General features: G+C 58.6%; 9 protein-coding genes, 1 rRNA gene and 1 pseudogene (1 of these 11 running past the window's edge). 4 read left to right on the top strand and 7 right to left on the bottom strand.

All coding sequences use genetic code 11. From position 1 onward, the window contains the following. The 5 genes from J2Y86_RS00975 to J2Y86_RS00955 form a co-directional block, all read right to left on the bottom strand. Positions 1 to 591 (bottom strand): 16S ribosomal RNA (locus tag J2Y86_RS00975) (it extends 946 nt beyond the left edge of the window). A 384-nt stretch (positions 592 to 975) separates the two neighbouring features. After that, on the bottom strand, positions 976 to 2,394 hold the full coding sequence (locus tag J2Y86_RS00970; RefSeq protein WP_253427424.1) for an efflux transporter outer membrane subunit: 1,419 nt from the start codon (positions 2,392 to 2,394) through the stop codon (positions 976 to 978). Beyond that, the gene (locus tag J2Y86_RS00965) at positions 2,391 to 5,585 is read right to left on the bottom strand and encodes an efflux RND transporter permease subunit (RefSeq protein ID WP_253427422.1); all 3,195 of its coding nucleotides are present in this window, start codon (positions 5,583 to 5,585) and stop codon (positions 2,391 to 2,393) included. Before J2Y86_RS00965 ends, J2Y86_RS00970 begins: the two co-directional genes overlap by 4 nt. An 11-nt stretch (positions 5,586 to 5,596) precedes the next feature. Further along, a complete protein-coding gene (gene mexE / locus J2Y86_RS00960) occupies positions 5,597 to 6,841 on the bottom strand; it encodes a multidrug efflux RND transporter periplasmic adaptor subunit MexE (protein ID WP_253427420.1) in 1,245 nt (414 codons plus the stop codon). 143 nt (positions 6,842 to 6,984) lie between these two features. Continuing rightward, entirely contained in the window at positions 6,985 to 7,263 is a 279-nt protein-coding gene (locus tag J2Y86_RS00955) for a LysR family transcriptional regulator (RefSeq protein ID WP_253427418.1), read from the bottom strand. A gap of 172 nt (positions 7,264 to 7,435) precedes the next feature. On the opposite strand from J2Y86_RS00955, the gene J2Y86_RS00950 reads away from it, so the two are divergent. Next, positions 7,436 to 8,038 (top strand): TetR/AcrR family transcriptional regulator, encoded by a 603-nt coding sequence (locus J2Y86_RS00950; protein WP_253427416.1) that lies wholly within the window; start codon positions 7,436 to 7,438, stop codon positions 8,036 to 8,038. Between the two features lie 364 nt (positions 8,039 to 8,402). Here J2Y86_RS00950 and J2Y86_RS00945 read toward each other — a convergent pair. Then, positions 8,403 to 8,564: pseudogene (locus J2Y86_RS00945) on the bottom strand (general stress protein); the annotation flags it as partial. A 264-nt stretch (positions 8,565 to 8,828) separates the two neighbouring features. Here J2Y86_RS00945 and J2Y86_RS00940 point away from each other — a divergent pair. Next, a complete protein-coding gene (locus J2Y86_RS00940; protein WP_253427414.1) occupies positions 8,829 to 9,386 on the top strand; it encodes an ATP-dependent Clp protease proteolytic subunit in 558 nt (185 codons plus the stop codon). 103 nt (positions 9,387 to 9,489) lie between these two features. After that, positions 9,490 to 11,652: an ATP-binding protein gene (locus J2Y86_RS00935; protein WP_253427412.1), complete on the top strand. Its 2,163-nt coding sequence runs from the start codon at positions 9,490 to 9,492 to the stop codon at positions 11,650 to 11,652. A 43-nt stretch (positions 11,653 to 11,695) separates the two neighbouring features. Here the strand turns inward: J2Y86_RS00935 and ydiJ are convergent, their stop codons facing one another. Then, positions 11,696 to 14,716, bottom strand: coding sequence for a D-2-hydroxyglutarate dehydrogenase YdiJ (gene ydiJ, locus J2Y86_RS00930; protein ID WP_253427410.1), 3,021 nt, complete (start codon positions 14,714 to 14,716; stop codon positions 11,696 to 11,698). A gap of 158 nt (positions 14,717 to 14,874) precedes the next feature. Between ydiJ and J2Y86_RS00925 the strand changes: the two genes are divergently transcribed. Then, positions 14,875 to 15,759 (top strand): LysR substrate-binding domain-containing protein, encoded by an 885-nt coding sequence (locus J2Y86_RS00925; protein WP_253427408.1) that lies wholly within the window; start codon positions 14,875 to 14,877, stop codon positions 15,757 to 15,759. Positions 15,760 to 15,762: the final 3 nt, after the last annotated feature.

Here is a 15,762-nt window from a genome sequence, read left to right as displayed (position 1 = left end):
CTTAACAAACCACCTACGCGCGCTTTACGCCCAGTAATTCCGATTAACGCTTGCACCCTCTGTATTACCGCGGCTGCTGGCACAGAGTTAGCCGGTGCTTATTCTGTCGGTAACGTCAAGACACCAACGTATTAGGTTAATGCCCTTCCTCCCAACTTAAAGTGCTTTACAATCCGAAGACCTTCTTCACACACGCGGCATGGCTGGATCAGGCTTTCGCCCATTGTCCAATATTCCCCACTGCTGCCTCCCGTAGGAGTCTGGACCGTGTCTCAGTTCCAGTGTGACTGATCATCCTCTCAGACCAGTTACGGATCGTCGCCTTGGTGAGCCATTACCTCACCAACTAGCTAATCCGACCTAGGCTCATCTGATAGCGCAAGGCCCGAAGGTCCCCTGCTTTCTCCCGTAGGACGTATGCGGTATTAGCGTCCGTTTCCGAGCGTTATCCCCCACTACCAGGCAGATTCCTAGGCATTACTCACCCGTCCGCCGCTCTCAAGAGAAGCAAGCTTCTCTCTACCGCTCGACTTGCATGTGTTAGGCCTGCCGCCAGCGTTCAATCTGAGCCATGATCAAACTCTTCAGTTCAAACATCTTTGGGTTTTTAAGAAACCCTAAACTTGGCTCAGCAATCGTTGGTTACATCTTTGATTTCTCGCGGAGTAACTTGTGATGCTGATAATCTTGTTGACTATCAGTCTGACTCCACAAGCACCCACACGAATTGCTTGATTCAGTTGTTAAAGAGCGGTTGGTTAAGACCTTCGTCTCAACCGAGGTGCGCATCCTACAGCAAGCGACCTCATGTAGCAACCTTAAAAGTTTCTGATTTCACCAATGAAATCAATTACTTAAACTAGGCAAACATTGAGTTGCTCGCTAGCGGGAGGCGAATAGTACAGGATTAAAATACGTGGTCAACCCCCGCCGAAAAATTCTTTTCCTTAGCAAAGAACCCAAGCCCAGCCGGCATCAGTTCGCCGCTACAACCTTTTTGCCCCCACTGTCCCACCCTCCTCCCAGCGCTTTATAGATCGCGACGATTCCCCGGTACTGATCAATTTCACCCAGTGCCTGCGCATCCTCGGCGTTCAGCCGTTCACGCTGTGCATCCAGCAGCACCAGATAATCCACCGTGCCTTCCTTATACTGGATAGCCGCCAGGTCCGCCGCGGCGCGGCTCGACTCACTTTGCTTGATCAGCGACAGCAACCGCTGCTGACGCTTGCCGTAGTCGCTGAAGGCGTTTTCCGACTCTTCCAGTGCCAGCAGCACTTGCTGTTCATAGGTGGCCAATGCGCCTTCGGCATTGGCGTCGGCGCCACGGATGCGCGCCCGCACGCTGCCCAGGTCAAAGGCCGCCCAGGTAATGCTCGGCCCCAATCCCCAGGCCCTGGCTGCGCTGGAGCCAATCTGCGAACCACGGCCGGCGGTGAAACCGAGGAATCCGCTCAAGCTCACCCTCGGGAAAAGGTCGGCGGTGGCCACGCCAATATCTGCCGTCGCGGAAGCCAGTCTGCGTTCGGCGGCGAGCACATCGGGACGCCGGCGCAACAACTCGGCGGGATCACCGATCGGCAGCGCTTTGGCGATGGCTGGCAACTCGGCGGGGCTCAACGACACACTTAATGTATCCGGGCGTTCACCCAGGAGTGTGGCGATGCGGTTTTTCTGCCGCACCTGCTCCGCTTGCAGCTGCGGGACAGTCGCCTCGACGGCGGCTAAACGCGCATCGGCTCGCACCACGTCGAGCTCATTGCCCACGCCCGCATCGCGCAGGCTGACAGTCACGGTGCGCGAGTCCTGCTGATTCTTCAGGTTAGCCAGGGCAATTCTTTCCCGCAGCTGCGCGCCGCGCAATTGGCCGTAGGCATCCACCAGCTCGGCAATCATCGTCACGCGAAGCTCATACAAATCTGCTGCCGCAGCGTCTTGCTGTGCGTCGCTGGATTCCAGTTGACGCTGGATCCGCCCAAACAGATCGACTTCCCACGCCATGTCCAGGCCCAGATCGTAACGCTCGATATTGACTCGACTGTCGGTCTGCCCGGGCACTTGCGACTTGCCCTGCTGACTGCTGACCCGGCTGGTGACGACCGGCAAGTTGTCGTTGCTGATGTCGTCACGAATCGCACGAGCCGCTTTCCAGCGGGCAAACGCGACGCGCAAGTCGCGGTTGCCTTCCAGGGATTTGCTCACCAACTGGTTGAGCGTGGGGTCATCAAACTGCTGCCACCACACCGTTTCAAAACGCGATTGATCGTACTGGCCGGCTTGCGCCGACACGAGAGTGGCAGGCGCGGTGTCGGGCGTTTTGTAGTCGGGGCCCACCGTGCAGGCAGCGAGCGCCACGACCAGAAGGCTGGGTAAAAAAAGCTTCAAGGTGCTCATGAATGTGCCTCCTGGTTGATTGCGTTTGCCTGATGAGCCTTGTTGACGTTGCGCGCGTTTTTGCGCTCGATGTAGCGACGAATCAGAACGAAGAACACTGGCGTCAGCAGCAACCCGAAGAAGGTTACGCCGAGCATTCCGGAGAACACCGCAACCCCCATCGCACGGCGCATTTCCGAACCGGCACCCGTCGACGTCACCAATGGAATCACACCCATGATGAAGGCGAAGGACGTCATCAGAATCGGCCGCAGACGCAGGCGACAGGCTTCCAGCACCGCCTCCAGTGGCGACAGGCCCTGATCCTGTTTGTCCTTGGCGAACTCGACGATCAGGATCGCGTTCTTGCAAGCCAGGCCGACCAGCACGATCAGGCCGATCTGAGTGAAGATGTTGTTGTCGCCCTGGGAAATGATCACCCCGGCAATCGCCGACAGCAGGGTCATCGGCACGATCAGGATCACCGCCAACGGCAGGCTCCAGCTTTCATACAACGCAGCCAGCACCAGGAACGCCAACAGCACGCAGAGCGGGAACACCAGCAGGGCCGTGTTGCCCGACAGGATCTGCTGGTAGGTCAGGTCGGTCCACTCGTAGGTCATGCCGTTGGGCAATTCTGCCTTCAGCAGCTTTTCAATGGCGGCCTGTGCCTGGCCAGAGCTGTAGCCGGGTGCTGCACTGCCGTTGATTTCCGCGGTGAGGAAACCGTTGTAGTGTGAAACCCGGTCAGGGCCTGATGTCGGGCTGACCTTGACGAACGTGGCCAGCGGGATCATCTCGCCGCGATCATTGCGCACCTTCAACTGGCCGATCTGTTCAGGCTCCTGGCGGAACTGTTGCTCGGCCTGCACGTTGACCTGATAGGTCCGGCCAAAACGGTTGAAGTCGTTGGCATACAGCGAGCCCAGGTACACCTGCAAGGTGTCGAAGATATCGTTGATCTTCACGCCATGAGTCTTGGCTTTTTCCCGGTCAATGGCGGCTTCGACCTGCGGCACGTTGACGGTGTAACTGGTGAACAGGTTGGCCAGTTCCGGAACGCTACGGCTCTTGGCGATGATGTTCATCGTCTCTTTATACAGCTCGTCATAACCCAGGTTGCCGCGGTCTTCGATCTGCAGACGGAAGCCGCCGATCGTGCCCAGGCCTTGCACCGGCGGTGGCGGGAAAACCGCGATGTAGGCGTCCTGAATGCCACCGAACTTGCCGTTGAGGGAGGCGGAAATCGCGCGGGCCGACAGGCTTGGGTCTTTGCGCTCATCGAAAGAACTCAACCCTATGAAGGCGATACCAGCGTTGGGGCTGTTGGTGAAACCATTGATCGACAGCCCGGGGAATGCGACCGCGCTATCAAAACCCGGTTCGTTCATGGCGATGGTGCTCATGCGGCGAATCACCGATTCCGTGCGATCAAGACTCGCGGCATCCGGCAGTTGCGCGAAGGTCACCAGGTACTTTTTGTCCTGGGTCGGTACGAAGCCGGTCGGCGTGGTGCTGAAACCCATGTAGGTCATGGCGATCAGACCGGCGTACACCAGCAAGGCCACGCTGCTGCCGCGAATCACTTTGGCCACGCCAATCACATAGCCATGGCTGGCCTTTTCGAAGACGCGGTTGAATGGCTTGAACAGCCAACCGCCCAGCAGGCGATCCAGCACTTTGGAGAAACGGTCTTTCGGCGCGCCATGAGCCTTGAGTAGCACCGCCGCCAAGGCTGGCGACAAGGTCAGGGAGTTGAACGCCGAGATCACCGTGGAGATGGCGATGGTCAACGCGAACTGTTTATAGAACTGCCCTGTCAGCCCGGAAATGAACGCCGCCGGCACGAACACCGCGCAAAGCACCAACGCCGTGGCGATGATCGGCCCGGTCACTTCGCCCATGGCTTTTTTGGTGGCCTCCATGGGATCGAGGCCCAACTCGATGTTTCGCTCGACGTTCTCCACCACCACAATCGCATCGTCGACCACGATGCCGATGGCCAGCACCAGACCGAACAGCGACAAGGCATTCAGCGAGAAGCCGAATAAATGCATCACTGCAAACGTACCGATCAGCGACACCGGCACCGCCACCAACGGAATGATCGAGGCGCGCCAGGTTTGCAGGAACAGGATCACCACCAGCACCACCAGGACCAACGCTTCGAACAGCGTATGGACCACCGCTTCAATCGAACTGCGGACGAAGATGGTCGGGTCATAGACGATCTCGTAGTCCATGCCTTCCGGGAAGTTATGCTTGAGCCTGGCCATCGTCTCCCGTACCTGGTCGGAGACGTCGATCGCATTGGAACCGGGGCGCTGGAAGATCGGCATCGCGACCGCTTCCTGGTTGTTGAGCAAGGCGCGCAACGCGTATTGGTTGGAACCCAGCTCAATCCGGGCAATGTCTTTGAGCCGAGTGATCTCGCCGTCCGGGCCACTGCGGACGATCACGTTTTCAAACTCTTCTTCGCTGACCAACCGCCCTTGGGAGTTGATCGACATCTGAAAGCTCGTGGCATTGGGTGCAGGAGGTGAACCCAGCTGCCCCGCCGCAACTTGACGGTTCTGCTCACGCACCGCGTTGACGACGTCTGTCGCGGTCAGGTTGCGTGACGCGGTCTTGTTCGGATCGAGCCAGATACGCAGCGAGTAGTCGCCGATACCGAACATCTTTACGTCACCGATACCGTTCAGGCGAGTCAGCTCATCCTTGACGTTGAGGATCGCGTAGTTGGACAGGTACAGCATGTCGTAGCGCTTGTCCGGCGAGGTCAAGTGCACAACCATCGTCAGCTCGGGTGACGCCTTGTCGACGGTGATGCCGATGCGCGTCACTTCTTCGGGCAGCTTCGGTTCGGTGCGGGTCACGCGGTTCTGGACTTGAACCTGGGCGTTGTCCAGATCGGTGCCCAACGCGAACGTCACGGTGAGGGTGAGCCGACCGTCAGCCGTGGATTGCGAGGACATGTACAGCATGTTCTCGACACCGGTGATGGCTTGCTCCAAAGGCGCGGCCACGGTTTCGCCGATGACTTTCGGGTTGGCGCCGGGATAGTTGGCGTGGACCACGACGGTCGGTGGAACCACTTCGGGGTATTCGCTGATCGGCAACTGGAACAGCGAGATGGCGCCGGCGATCAGGATCAGCAACGACAGCACCGCTGCGAAGATCGGCCGCGTGATAAAGAACTGGGAGAACTTCATGTCGAGGCTCCTTATCCGCGAGGCGCAGCGGCGGTTTCCGCTTTCACCAGAGCGGGTGATTTAGCGGAAGCCGGCTGATTGGAGGCATCGATTGCCTGACGCTGGCGGGCCAGTGTGGCGACCGTTTCCGGGCTGGCCATCGGGGCATCCTGAGGATCGATCAGCGCGCCGGGCCGTACCCGTTGCAGGCCGTTGATGACGATACGGTCTTCTTTCTGCAAGCCACTGCACACGATGCGCAAGCCTTCAAGCTTTGGCCCCAGATCGACGCTGCGATAGACGGCCTTGTTGTCCTGATCGACGACCAGCACGAATTTCTTGCCGAGGTCCGTACCTACCGCTTCATCTTTGATCAGCAGGCCGGGATAGGCAGCGCTGCCCACTAGTTTCAACCGGGCATACAGACCGGGGGTGTACTGGCCGTCCGCGTTATCGAACACCGCGCGACCACGGATGGTGCCGGTCTTCGGATTGACCTGATTGTCGACAAAGTTCATCTGCCCGAGGTGGCTGTTGCCCTCCTCGTTCGACAGGCCCATGTACACCGGGGTGGCTTGACCACGCTGGCCCTGGCGGGAAAGCTGGCTGTACTTGAGGAACATGCGTTCGTCCGCATCGAAATAGGCGTAGACCTTGTCGGTGGAGACCACGCTGGTCAGTGGTGTGGTGTCGGCGGTCACGATGTTGCCCGCGGTGATTTCCGCCCGGCTGACGCGGCCGCTGATCGGTGCGGTGACGCGGGTGAAGCTGAGGTTCAATCGCGCGAGATCCAGCTGCGCCTGAATGGCATCGACACCGGCCCGGGCTTCTTGCGCAGTGGTGGTGCGAGTGTCGGCCAGCTCGGCGGAGATCGCGTTGCTGCTCAACAACCGCTGGCCGCGTTGCGCTTCGTTGCCGGTGCGAACCAGGGTAGCGCGTGCCTGTTGCAGCTGCGCCTCGATGCGATGCACCTCATGTTCGAACGGACGTGGATCGATCTGGAACAGCAAGTCGCCCTTCTTCACCAGCGCGCCATCAGTAAAGGCAACGCGTTCGATCTGGCCCGATACCCGTGGACGAACCTCTACGGTTTCCGGCGCTTCCAGGCGAGCGGTGACTTCATCCCATTCGGTAATGGGCTGCTCGAGCACCTTGGCGACGGTGACGTGCGGCGCCCCCGGAGCCTGCGCGGCACTGGGTGCGCGTTCACACGCGGCAAGTGCCACCAGCGCCAACGCGGCAAGGGGATAACGCAAAGGTTTGAGTGACTGTTCCATGGGGGGGGTGTCCGCCAGACGATTTATGAATTTTCCGGATTCTCAGCCTCGCGCGAGGTCACGACGAATCGAACGGAGTGAAGTTGGATATCATCAATAATGATGACTATCATGTTTAAGAGCAAAAAAAGGGATCGGCCCGGCTAAACCTTGGTATTGGTGATCGCAGTACAAACGGAATCCAGCGCCGGCCCGAGCGTCTGTGCGGCACTCAATGCCCGCGCGGTGGGCACCATCCGGCGACCGATGCGTTCGAACAAGGGATCGTTGAACAGCCTGCGCAAACGCACGAGCGCCGCACTGACAGCCGGCTGGCCCAGCGATAACTGCTTAGCGGCGCGAGTGAGGTTGCGTTCCTGGATGAGCGCTTCGAATACCACCAGCAAATTCAGATCGATACTGCGCAGATCATTACGTTTCATGGGACAGGTCCACGTAGAGATTTTTTGACTTGAGCCACCGGCTCGGGATCGCCAGACTGGTGTCGATGCCGACAAAGCCGTTGCAGCAACCTTATATGACGCGCATCATCAATGCCAGCCTCTCAGCGAAGCTTTGCGCAAGCGAAGCCAAACGGGCTACAGGAGCAGACTCATGAAAGTCACGAAAGACCAGGCCGCCGCGAACAAAGAGGCAATCCTCACGGCCGCGTCGCGGATGTACCGGGAAAAAGGAATCGATGGCATCGGCATCGGCGAGCTGTCGCGTTCCGTCGGCCTGACCCATGGCGGTTTCTACGGTCAGTTTCCGGGGGGCAAGGAACAGCTGGCATCAGAGGCTGTGACCCGGACGTTCGAGTCCAATATCCACGAATGGCAAGACGCCAAGTCGATTCCCGACCTCATCAAGCGTTACCTGACGCAAGGGCATATGAACAACTGGACCGAGGGCTGTCCCATTCCGGCATTGGCCGCCGATGTTGCCCGCGCGGGCGGTTCCGTCAGCAGCTCCTTCACCAAGGGCATCGAGCAATTGATCGACACGCTGATGGCGCTGGTCGAGGGTGAAAGCCATGACGAGAAGTACCAGGAATCGCTGCGTGTCCTGTCGTCGATCGCGGGGGCGATGCTGATTGCCAGGGCGCTGGATAACCCTGAGTTATCTCAGCAGTTCCTGCAGTCGGTCATCAATGCATGGCCTGCTGTTCCCGCAAAAAAAGAGCGGCCTATCAAGCGCCGCTCTCAGGATGAAGCGTAAATGTCGGTCTAAAGCCACCCTTGCCGACAGGCAGCCATCTACCAAGAGGCATCAAGCTCCGAAGAAATCGGGGCTTGATCAGGATCGCGCGGCATCAGGGCTTGCGTCCTCCCCCTCCGCTCATCCCACCATCTTCGCGTCCCATATCCGATTTTTTGTCGCGGTCATCAGTCACATTGCTGCCGCGTCCGCTTCCTTGCCCACCGCTGGTCGATTGATCAGCCTGAGTGGATTGCCGTCCGCCCGAAGCCTGGCCGCCTTTTTGGCCTGGTTTGGACAGGTTTTCTTTATCGTCGGCGAATTCGCCTCCGCGATTCGTGCCCTGCCCGCCTCCGGACATGCGGTCCCTGTCGCGGTTCTGTTGTCCGCCCGAAGCTTGACCACCTTTCTGGCCGGCTTCAGACGCTCGTTGTGGATCGTCGGCAAAATTTCCGCCAGAGGCTTCTCCACCTTTCTTGCCGGCTTCAGAAGCCTTGTCCCGGTCCTTAGAAAAATTGCCTGGATTGTTGTTTCCTGTATTGGCCATTTCTATTCACCTCTACATCGTTAGCACGAGCATGGGCTCGTTTAATTCGGAGGACGCAGAAAATCGAAAGTTTGAAATGAAATACCGAGCTCACGACGAGTGGATCGGCCTGTTTGGTTCCATCGAAAATACGTTGATTCGACTGGCGGTAGGGACGCCCTGGAGAACCACCTGGCGCCGGATTTCTCGAACACAGTGTCAATGTTTACTAGAATGAATAATTCGCAGGACGCCCTCCAAACATCAGACGCGGGAGGCCAGTCGATGACCGAACACATCGTGCATTTTCACTGCCAGATCGATCAGGCAACGACTGAGCGTTTCAGGGATTGTTGCCTCGAAGCCATTGACCAGGGTGCCACCTCGCTGCTCTTGAACCTGTCTACGTGTGGCGGTAGCACGAGCTTTGGTTTCACCCTCTACACCTTCCTGAAGTCGTTGCCCGTACCGCTGTGCGCAATCAACGCCGGCAATATCGAATCCATGGGGATCATCATGTTCCTGGCGGCGGGCCGTCGCATCACTTCGCCTCATGCCAGATTCCTGATTCATCCGATGAACTGGTACTTCAGCCAGAAATCAGTCGACCATCAACGACTTCGGGAATACCTCTCCAGCCTCGACAATGACCTCGCGCGCTACGTGCAAATCTTCACGCTCGAAACCGTCGAAGCGGCGACCAAACTCGATATTTTCCATTGCCTGTCTGCGGAAGAAAAAGTCATCGCTGCCCATGAGTCGCTGGCCTACGGCATTGCCCATGAAATGAAGCAGATGGTATTCGCCGATAATGTCAAACACTGGAAAGTCAGTGGCGGATGAGCAGATCCGGATCCTAAAGGCATATACGAAGCACACTGATCATCTTGATTGAACCTAGCGTCAGCACGCCCCTCGGATATTAAAAGCCTACTTTGGTGACCCCATGGCAATCGAGGAAACGCTACTGCGCCAACGCAAAGTGCTTGCCGAATTTGGCGAGCTGGCCTTGGCCTCGGATGACCTCGAGCACATCCTCGATGAGGCATGTCGATTGGTCGGTGAAGCACTCGAAACCAACCTGGCCAAGTTCATGCAGTTACAGGAAGACGGCATCACGTTCGTGGTGCGAAACGGCGTGGGCTGGAAGCCGGATGTGGTCGGAAAGGTTCACGTAAAAGCGACTGAAGGTAGCCCCGAACTGTACTCGCTGGAGACAAACGCGCCCGTCATTTCGACTGACATTTCAACCGAAACCCGATTCCGCTATCACGATTTCCAAGTGGAAAACGGCGTAAAAGCCTTTGTAAATGTCTTGGTCCACGGCGCCAACGAGGAACGCCCCTTCGGCATTTTCGAGGTGGACAGTCGTCGTCCTCGACAGTTTACGGAAAGCGATATCGACTTCCTCAGGGTATACAGCAACCTGCTCGGTGCTGTTTTAAAGCGCTCCAGAACCCTTCGAGTCATACGAGGCACAGAAAAAAAACTGCGTGAAAGTGAACGGCATTACCGCATAGCCGCCGAGCTGAATCTGCTTTGGCCCTGGACCGCAGACAAGGCAGGCGAACTGACGTCCATAGATATGCGCTGGTATGAATATACCGGCCTGTCACCCGCGGAGACTTTAGGACGCCAGTGGACCCAAGCTGCTCACCCGGAGGATCAGGAATCAATTGCGAAGCGGTGGGATCAGTCAATACTCACATTGCAACCCTTCGACTTGCACATCCGCTTGAGAAAACAGACTGGCGATTATCGATGGTTCAGAATTCGTGCGCTGTGCAGTCTCGACCCCAACGAACAATGCGAGCAATGGTACGGCACCGTCGAGGATATAGACGATCGGGTGCAGTTGGAAAATGCGCTTCGGGACTGGAATGATCTGCTTGAGGATCGGATCGCCCAACGTACTCGGCAGCTTGAGGCCGAACAACATGAACGCGCTGTCGCGGAGTCCAAACTTCGGCAAAGCCAGAAAATGGAAGCGGTCGGCCAGCTGACGGGCGGAATAGCTCACGACTTCAACAACCTGTTGGCTGGCATCATCGGCAGTCTGGAACTTATGCAACGTCGTATCGACGCCGGGCGCTATACCGACCTGACTCGCTACAACTCCGTCGCCATGACCTCTGCATCGCGTGCGGCGGCGTTGACGCAACGTCTATTGGCGTTCTCCAGACAGCAGTCACTGGAACCCGAACTGCTCGAGCCCAGGAAAGTGGTGGCAGATCTTGAAGAGATGATCCGCAGATCGGTCGGCCCGAGCATCAGTGTCGAATGCTCGTTCAGAGCCAACGATCGCATCCGGTGTGACATCAACCAATTGGAAAATGCGTTGCTCAACCTTGCCATCAACGCACGTGATGCCATGCCCAATGGGGGCAGGCTCGAGCTTGAGGTGGATCGATGCGTCATCGATCAAACAGAGTCCTCTGAAAAAATGATGCCGCCCGGCGCCTACGTGAGCATCTCCGTGACGGACACAGGCACCGGGATCAGTCCGGAAATCCTGTCGCGTATATTCGACCCTTTTTTCACCACCAAGAAAATCGGCGAAGGGACCGGCCTCGGCCTCTCGATGATCTATGGCTTTACCCAGCAATCCGGTGGGCAAGTCAGGGTTCACAGCGCCCTGGGCGCGGGTACTACTGTGACTCTGTACTTTCCAGTCGATAATTCGCAGCCGGGCAAGGTCGAAACGAGGTCCAGCGAAACGGATCAAGCGGTTTCAAACGGCCATAACGAAACCATATTACTGGTGGATGACGAAGCCGCTGTGCGGCAAATGGTGTCGGAGATTTTGTCCGAAGGCGGCTATCACGTCGTTGAGGCCGTCGACAGCGTTTCTGCAATGAAACAGGCTGAAAAACTGGAGTGCCTGGATTTATTGCTGACGGATATCGGCTTGCCTGGATTCATGAACGGAATCAGTCTGGCTGCCGAACTGAAGGCGAAGTATCCGCAACTCAGGACGCTTTTTATCACCGGCTTCGCTGGCGGTTCAAGGATGGTCTCGACCGATGCAACCACCCAGATATTAACCAAACCCTTCAGCCTGAATGAACTCAGCGCACGTGTGCATTCATTGATTAACGGCAATCAGTAACTTCGATCATCATCGAACGACGATTTTATCGACGCCCACAGGATTATGCCCGCGCATGCTCCAACACCACTTCCAGCGGATGGCGCAGTTGCTTGCTGGCCAGACGCTTTACCTGACTGCGGCACGAGTACCCCGTCGCCAGCGCTTCACCCGCCTTGTCCAGCTTGCCGGCCCATGACTGCTCGAAAATGGTCCGCGAAGTGTCCTGGTTTCGCGCTTCATGGCCGTAGGTGCCGGACATGCCGCAACAGCCGGTCGCCTCAGTCACCAGCTTGAGCCCGAGCCGGGCAAACACGGCTTCCCATTGCGAAGTACTGGCCGGGACGTTGGTCTTCTCGGTGCAGTGCGCCAGCAAACGGAATGTCTGCGTGGCGGGACGAGGGTTTTCAGGCAGCACATCCGAGAGCCACTCCTGGGGCAGCAGAACCTTCGGGCACGCATCGAGCCCCGGCACTTTCTGATACTCCTGGCGGTAGACCAGCGTCATCGCCGGGTCCAGGCCAACCAGCGGCACGTCGCAGTCGGCCAGCGCCTTGAGCTGACTGGCGTTGCGGATCGCTGCTTTGGCGAATGCGCCTAGGAAGCCCTGTACATGCAAAGGCTTGCCGTTGGCACTGTAGGGTGCCAGAAACACCCGATAGCCCAACTGATGCGCCAACTCGATAAAACTCGCCAGTAACGGGGTTTCGAAGTAACGGGTGAAGGCATCCTGCACCAACACCACGCTGCGCTGACGTTGCTCGACGGTCAGTGCGCGCAGGGCTGGCACGCTGGCGACAACGACGTTGCAGCGGGTCAACGTGGCCTGCAAGTCGTAGCGGTTGATCAGCGGGCTGTCGAGCATGCCGACGCGTCGCTCGAGCAAGCGGCTCATCCATTTCGCGCCCATCACCGCGTTGTACAAGCCCGGTGCGTAGGCCATGTAAGGAATGGTGAACTCCAGCGAGCCGATCAGGTAATCGCGAAGCGGACGCTGATAACGACCGTGGTACAGCTCGAGAAAACGCGAGCGGAATTCCGGGACGTTGACCTTGACCGGGCATTGTCCCGCACAGGATTTACAAGCCAGACAACCGGCCATCGCGTCGTACACCTCGTGGGAGAAATCCGCCTCGCCCCGCGAGCGCGCCAGATTATTGCGCAACCGCGCCGGCAACCCGCTCAACCACGACAACTTGCCCCGGGCCGCTTCCAGCACATCAATATTGGCCGCACCTTGCAGGCGCAACCATTCGCGAATCAATGACGCCCTGCCCTTCGGCGAATGCTGGCGTTCACGGGTGGCTTTCCACGATGGGCACATCGCATCGTTGGGATCGTAGTTGTAGCAGGCGCCGTTACCGTTGCAGTGCATGGCGGTGCCGAAACTTTGCCAGACGCGCTCGTCGATTTGCCGATCCAGATCACCGCGCAGCGTCACTTCGTTGACTTTCAGCAAGCCTTGGGCGGCATCCGGTGGTGTGCAGATCTTGCCGGGGTTGAGCTGATTGTGCGGGTCGAACGCGCCCTTGAGCGATTGCAGCGCCGGGTACAGTTCGCCAAAAAACTCGGGAACATATTCCGAACGCAAGCCCTTGCCGTGCTCGCCCCACAGCAGTCCGCCATAACGCCGCGTCAGCTCGGCCACGGCATCGGAAATCGGTTTGACCAGTGCAGCCTGGGCCGGGTCTTTCATGTCCAGCGCCGGGCGCACATGCAACACGCCGGCATCGACGTGACCGAACATGCCGTAGGTCAGGCCATAGCTGTCGAGCAATGCACGGAACTCGGTGATGTAGTCAGCCAGTTTCTCTGGCGGCACGGCGGTGTCTTCAACAAACGGTTGCGGCCGAATCTCGCCTTCGACATTGCCCAACAGCCCGACGGAGCGTTTACGCATGGCGTACACACGGGTCACCGCCTCGGCCCCCTCGGCCAGCGTGTGACCCAGCCGCTCGATGGTCGTGTCGGCCTGCAGATGCTCGACAAACGACGCCACGCGCCCGTTCACCTCCGTCAGGTCTTCCCCGCTGAACTCCACCAGATTGATGCCCAATGTCGGGCGCTCGGCATCAGCCGGAAAATACTCGGCGACGCTGTGCCAGACGATGTCTTTCATCGCCAGCATCAGTACCCGGGAGTCCACGGTCTCGATGGACAGCGGCTTGTGCGCCAGCAACGCGTTGGCGTCGCGCAGCGCATCCATGAAGCTGCTGTAGCGCACGTTCACCAGCACCGAATACTTGGGAATCGGCAGCACGTTGAGCTTGGCCTCGACGATATAACCCAACGAACCTTCCGCACCGCACAGCACGCTATTGAGATTGAATCGCCCGTGCTCGTCGCGCAGGTGCGCCAGGTCGTAACCGGTCAGGCAACGATTGAGTTTGGGGAATATCGCCTCGATCAAATCAGCCTGGGTTTCCTGAATCTGCCACGCTGTGCGGTACACCTCGCCGATGCGGCCGGGCTGTGCGCATGCTGCCACCAACTCAGAGTCGGACAGCGGATGGCTGTGCAGACGCTCACCACCGAGCAACACGCTGTGCAGTTCCAGCACATGATCGCGTGTCTTGCCATAGGTGCAACTGCCCTGGCCACTGGCGTCCGTGTTGATCATGCCGCCAACGGTGGCGCGGTTCGACGTCGACAGCTCCGGCGCGAAGAACAGCCCATGGGGCTTGAGCGCGGCATTGAGCTGGTCCTTGACCACGCCCGCCTGCACCCGCACCCAACGCTCGGCGACGTTGATTTCGAGGATCGTGTTCATGTGCCGCGACAGGTCGACCACGATGCCATCGGTCAATGACTGGCCGTTGGTGCCGGTACCGCCGCCGCGCGGGGTCAGCCTGATCTGGCGAAAGCGCGGTTCGGCCATCAATGCAGCGATGCGCACGATGTCGTCGGCGTCCAGCGGGAACACCGCCGCTTGCGGCAGGCGCTGGTAAATCGAGTTGTCGGTTGCCAGCACGGTACGGGTGGCGTAGTCGGCGCTGAGCTGACCGCGGAAGCCGCTGGCACGCAGGGCTTGAAGAAATTCCGGGTACTGTGCCGCGAGGGCATCCGTAGGCAGCTGGGCGATCATCGCAAAATGTTCTCTTGTAGGTCTAATCACGGAAAAATCAAAACACTTGTCGCCTGAGCATTAATCGGTCAGCCTCAGGTCGTCGGCTGCGCCAATGATCCTGCAGGCTGTGGCGCCGGACAAACGGATAATCCTGCCGCTATCGATGACTTTTACGAATGAATTACCGCCACCTCACCCCCTCCATGTCATTGCTGCTGGCCTTTGAGGCCGCCGCGAGGCATGAAAGCTACACCCGCGCCGCGATGGAGCTGTCACTGACCCAAAGCGCCGTCAGCCGACAAGTCCAGGCGCTGGAGCAGCAACTGGGCCTGACGCTGTTTCGCCGTGAAGGCCGGCAAGTGCAGTTGACCGATGTCGGTCGTCTGTATCAGCGGGAAATGAGTGAAGCGCTCGGACGCATCCGCAGCGCCACGTTACAGGCGATGGCGTATCAATCGGGCAGCGGAACCTTGCGCCTTGCGACACTGCCGACGTTCGGCTCGAAGTGGCTATTGCCGCGTCTTCACGACTTCTACAAAACCCATACCGGCATGCTGGTGCACATCAATTCCCGGATCGATGCCATCGACTTCGAAACCAGCGGCATCGATGCCGCCATCGTCGTCGGCAGTGCCGACTTGCCGGGCCTGATCAGTCATCGTCTGCACACGGAAGAATTGATGGTGATCATGTCCCCGCAAGCGGCCGAGGCCCATGACACCTGGACCCCGGAGCACATTGGCGGACAGACGCTGCTCAACGTCGCGAACAATGCCAATGTCTGGGGCGAGTGGTTCAGCCACCATGGCCTGCCCCATCGAATGATGCGCCTGGGGCCGAGTTTCGAACTCACCTCGCACTTGATCCAGGCCGTCAGGGCCGGCATCGGCATCGGTCTGGTGCCGCGTATCCTGGTGGCCGACGAGCTGGCCAACGCCGAGCTGATCAGCCTCGATCAGCCCTTCGCCAGTCAACGCAGTTACTACCTGACCTACCCGCCGCGCAACGAGACGCTGCCATCGCTCGTCGCGTTCCGAACCTGGTTGCTGGAACAGATCTGAACG

This window comes from Pseudomonas migulae, assembly GCF_024169315.1.
Classification (GTDB): Bacteria; Pseudomonadota; Gammaproteobacteria; order Pseudomonadales; family Pseudomonadaceae; genus Aquipseudomonas; species Aquipseudomonas migulae_B.
Note: the sequence above shows the minus strand (reverse complement) of the source record. Positions and strands in the feature narration are given on the sequence as shown.

Excerpts from the sequence above, each read along its gene's own strand:
- mexE (WP_253427420.1), bottom strand. The coding sequence starts at position 6,841 with ATGGAACAGTCACTCAAACCTTTGCGTTATCCCCTTGCCGCGTTGGCG.
- J2Y86_RS00940 (WP_253427414.1), top strand. The coding sequence starts at position 8,829 with ATGACCGAACACATCGTGCATTTTCACTGCCAGATCGATCAGGCAACG.
- J2Y86_RS00935 (WP_253427412.1), top strand. The coding sequence starts at position 9,490 with ATGGCAATCGAGGAAACGCTACTGCGCCAACGCAAAGTGCTTGCCGAA.
- J2Y86_RS00970 (WP_253427424.1), bottom strand. The coding sequence starts at position 2,394 with ATGAGCACCTTGAAGCTTTTTTTACCCAGCCTTCTGGTCGTGGCGCTC.
- ydiJ (WP_253427410.1), bottom strand. The coding sequence starts at position 14,716 with ATGATCGCCCAGCTGCCTACGGATGCCCTCGCGGCACAGTACCCGGAA.
- J2Y86_RS00925 (WP_253427408.1), top strand. The coding sequence starts at position 14,875 with ATGAATTACCGCCACCTCACCCCCTCCATGTCATTGCTGCTGGCCTTT.
- J2Y86_RS00950 (WP_253427416.1), top strand. The coding sequence starts at position 7,436 with ATGAAAGTCACGAAAGACCAGGCCGCCGCGAACAAAGAGGCAATCCTC.
- J2Y86_RS00965 (WP_253427422.1), bottom strand. The coding sequence starts at position 5,585 with ATGAAGTTCTCCCAGTTCTTTATCACGCGGCCGATCTTCGCAGCGGTG.
- J2Y86_RS00955 (WP_253427418.1), bottom strand. The coding sequence starts at position 7,263 with ATGAAACGTAATGATCTGCGCAGTATCGATCTGAATTTGCTGGTGGTA.